The sequence below is a fragment of the Citrobacter sp. S46_ASV_140 genome (assembly GCF_018919545.1).
Taxonomy (GTDB): domain Bacteria; phylum Pseudomonadota; class Gammaproteobacteria; order Enterobacterales; family Enterobacteriaceae; genus Citrobacter; species Citrobacter braakii.
The window spans coordinates 1-3,912 of sequence record NZ_JAHLRC010000205.1 but is presented as its reverse complement, the minus strand read 5'-3'; the positions used below and the strand labels follow the sequence as shown (position 1 = coordinate 3,912).

The following is a 3,912-nucleotide window of genomic DNA, read 5'->3' as shown; positions in this document are numbered from 1 at the left end:
TCCCTATGGTGTTTAGCCCTGAATATGTGACCAAGAAGAAACCAATGATGAATAACGGGATGTATTGTTTTTTACCGATCACAATGATAGTGATAGCAAAACCTAATGCTGGAAGAATATTACCAGCGATAGCTAAGCCGTTGGTGGTCCAGGAGGGTAACAGTTTGACAAATGAGGAAATAGCATCTGGGCCATACAAACAGGCAACGAAAACAGGAACGAAGCGCATAGGGAAGGCCAACAGAATAGGATAGATAGTTGCTACCCGCTGAATCCCTTTGATATCTGCTTTTTCGGCATAGCGATCGGCCATATGAACAAATGTGGTATTAACCGTTTTACGAACGTTTTCGAGGATAACCCCTAATAAACCTATTGGGATTGCCAACGAAATCGCTATTTCAGGTTTTATCCCCGCAGTAAGAGCAATAGGTATAGCGATGCAGGAGGCCAATCCCTCATCTGCTGGCGGGTTCCCACCAGGAGCAATACTACCTATATAGATCATCTGTAATGTCGCACCGACTGATAATGCAGTCGGCATATCATCAAAGATAATTCCCATAATGGGGGCAATAGATAACGGCATGCGCATGATTGAAAAGCCATACCATACCTTCGCTTGTGATATCCAATAAACTAAACCAATCAATATTGCTGTAGAAACGCCCATAAGTTCCTCTCCTTTTTAAGGTAACTTATTCTTTATTTTTTGCAGACTGGCTGGTTCTTCTTCTGGGATAGTCTGGAAATAAACTTTAATATTCCTGTCTTCTATGACTTGTAGTTTTTCTGCATCTTCTTTATTTATTGATATCTGATTAAAGACGATTTTTCTACCAGGGATGTTTTCTATGCCGCCTACTTGCAACTCTTCAAGTTCTAATCCGCCCTGAATAGTCTTTAATGCTGAATCAATAGATTTGAAAAGGATTAAAAGTTTGCCAGTATGGAAATTTTTCTCATTCCAGCGGGTTGTCGTTTCCTCAATGGATGTCATGATTACTTCGATGCCGCTGGGGGCCGCCATTTTATAAACTTCGGCTAAAAAAGGATCATTATATAATTCGTCATCAATAACAATTATTTTATCGGCGTTACTCCTTTTCAGCCATTTGGTGATAACCTGTCCATGAATTAGGCGATAATCAATGCGGGCATGTACTATACTCATACTCTATTATCCTTTATTAAATTGATAACTTTGAACCATATCTTTACCGGCATCATGAATACATTGAACATATTCTTCGATGGTGATTTCTTTATCGGAGTCTTGTAACATATTCGCTTCAAGCAGCATGGCAAGGTTTACGCCGCTAATACAATGAATAGGGTATTCTCTGGAGAGAACCGTCGCTACATTTGATGGTGTTCCACCATATATATCGGTAAGAATAACGGTTTTAATATTGGGTCTGAGTATTTTCCTTGTTTGCTCCATTAACGTTTCTGGTGACATCCCGATGATCAGAGAAATAGCCGTTGTATTTTTCGTTTTGCCAACAATCATTTCACTACTGTTTAATAACTCTTTACCTGCGTCACCATGTGTTAATATGATGATATCATAGAGATTCAATGGTTATCTTCCTTATATATAATCCATATGTTTGATTTATATTTTGTATGTAACAGATTCCGTTCTTGAGAGTGGTTTCTGTTCTTTGAATATATATTGTTTTATGGATTTTTAAACGTTACCAAGATCACATATTGAATGTATTGACTAATATGGCTATTTCTAGCGGATACATATAACGCATAACAAAATAATATAATATTTGGTTTTTATAATTAATATTGTCATTTATATATATTCAACAATGCATCTTAATTAAGATAATATTTTATATCGATGATATAAGGTCATATTATGGAGATGAAATTGATATTTATAGTTTTGTCACCTATATGTTATGTCATCGCAAAAATTCACGTTTCAAATCCATAAAAATGGGGTATGTTTTAGCAGAGTATGCTGAAAATGCACGGTCAGCATGCCTAAATATCAATGTCTTATACTTGGTGTGACGCCAATGTCAGAATAATGTGCTAAATAACAACATCACAACAAATGCAACAACCATAACAATGAGGAACCTCAGGATGAAAATGAAGGGTAAAGCGTTACTGGCAGGATGTATTGCACTCGCATTCAGCAACATGGCATTAGCAGAAGATATTAAAATTGCTGTTGTGGGGGCGATGTCTGGCCCGGTAGCGCAGTATGGCGATCAGGAATTTACCGGCGCAGAGCAGGCAATTGCGGATATCAACGCCAAGGGCGGCGTGAAAGGTGACAAACTGGTCATGGTGAAATATGACGATGCCTGTGACCCGAAACAAGCGGTAGCGGTTGCGAACAAAGTGGTCAACGACGGGATTAAATACGTAATCGGTCACCTGTGCTCTTCTTCCACTCAGCCTGCGTCAGACATCTATGAAGACGAAGGCATTCTGATGATCACCCCAGCGGCAACGGCGCCGGAGCTGACCGCGCGCGGCTATAGCCTGGTGATGCGTACCACTGGTCTGGATTCCGATCAGGGCCCAACGGCCGCCAAATATATCGTTGAAAAAGTGAAGCCGCAGCGCATCGCGATTATTCATGATAAGCAGCAGTACGGTGAAGGCCTGGCCCGCGCGGTGCAGGATGGCCTGAAAAAGGGTAACGCCAACGTGGTGTTCTTTGACGGGATCACCGCCGGGGAAAAAGATTTTTCTACGCTGGTAGCGCGTTTGAAGAAAGAGAACATCGATTTCGTTTACTACGGCGGTTACCACCCGGAAATGGGGCAAATCCTGCGCCAGGCACGCGCCGCGGGTCTGAAAACCCAGTTTATGGGGCCAGAAGGTGTAGCGAACGTGTCGCTGTCTAACATCGCCGGTGAATCAGCAGAAGGCTTACTGGTAACGAAACCGAAGAACTACGACCAGGTTCCAGCGAACAAACCCATCGTAGATGCTATCAAAGCCAAGAAACAGGATCCGAGTGGTGCATTCGTATGGACCACCTACGCCGCGCTGCAATCTTTGCAGGCCGGTCTGAACCAGTCTGACGATCCGGCTGAAATTGCCAAGTATCTGAAAGCAAACTCAGTGGAAACTGTGATGGGGCCGCTGTCATGGGATGCGAAGGGCGACCTGAAAGGCTTCGAATTCGGCGTGTTTGACTGGCATGCTAATGGTACGGCGACCGACGCCAAGTGATTTTCCCGGCGCCTTTCGTGCCGCAGGTGTGTTGGCTGCGTTATTCAACCCCGGTCACTTACTTATGTAAGCTCCGGGGATTTTATAACTTGCCGCCTGCCTGCAACACAAAATTCTTGGGAAAATACTCGTAATACAATTGGTTGGGGGCGGTTTTCTACCGTTTCTCCCAGCCATTCTCCTGGGCCGTAAACCCTAACACCTGCATAAATGCGGCCATCACGCTGCGGTCTTCAACGCCGACGTCGGCCATCCACCACGAACTCACGTCAGGGTTTTCCCGGATCACTTCTTCGATCAAATACTGCCCGACGCCGCGACGGCGGGTGATATCGCGCACGCGCAATGAATCCAGTGCGCCTTGTGTGCCGCTCAGGGTTACTCGCACGGCACCTAACAGACGCTCGTTAAAGCGTGCGGCGTAGATCCGGTGCGTTTCATCTACGCTTAATGATGAGGCGGAATATTCCGGCCAGATTTTGCCCAGATCAATCAGGTCCTGGTCGCTAAAGTTATCTAAACGAACGATGGTCAGCTTCATTAACAGCATGTCCAAATCACAAAAGATGGAATCAGTGTACCGAAATAATTCGCCCGGATGCTTTCTCTTTTTAATGCGATTAACCAGGTTAATAGTTTTGTAACAACGACAATGACAGATTGAAACAGTAGAGTTTGAAAAACAGGCAGGATAATACC

At 43.8% G+C, this 3,912-nt stretch carries 5 protein-coding genes; 1 reads left to right on the top strand and 4 read right to left on the bottom strand.

Features of this window, described 5'->3' with window-relative positions; translation table 11 throughout:
* The 3 genes from KQJ19_RS22740 to KQJ19_RS22730 all read right to left on the bottom strand — a co-directional run.
* Positions 1-673: PTS sugar transporter subunit IIC (locus KQJ19_RS22740; RefSeq protein WP_216404202.1), on the bottom strand; the 673-nt coding region annotated here is incomplete at its 3' end.
* A 15-nt stretch (positions 674-688) separates the two neighbouring features.
* Entirely contained in the window at positions 689-1,174 is a 486-nt protein-coding gene (locus KQJ19_RS22735) for a PTS sugar transporter subunit IIB (protein ID WP_103766958.1), read from the bottom strand.
* 6 nt (positions 1,175-1,180) lie between these two features.
* On the bottom strand, positions 1,181-1,582 hold the full coding sequence (locus KQJ19_RS22730) for a PTS sugar transporter subunit IIA (RefSeq protein WP_047501419.1): 402 nt from the start codon (positions 1,580-1,582) through the stop codon (positions 1,181-1,183).
* Positions 1,583-2,109: 527 nt separating this feature from the next.
* Here KQJ19_RS22730 and livJ point away from each other — a divergent pair.
* Positions 2,110-3,213, top strand: coding sequence for a branched chain amino acid ABC transporter substrate-binding protein LivJ (livJ, locus tag KQJ19_RS22725; RefSeq protein ID WP_101700395.1), 1,104 nt, complete (start codon positions 2,110-2,112; stop codon positions 3,211-3,213).
* Between the two features lie 157 nt (positions 3,214-3,370).
* Here livJ and panM read toward each other — a convergent pair whose 3' ends face one another.
* A complete protein-coding gene (gene panM, locus KQJ19_RS22720) occupies positions 3,371-3,754 on the bottom strand; it encodes an aspartate 1-decarboxylase autocleavage activator PanM (protein WP_016154837.1) in 384 nt (127 codons plus the stop codon).
* Positions 3,755-3,912: the final 158 nt, after the last annotated feature.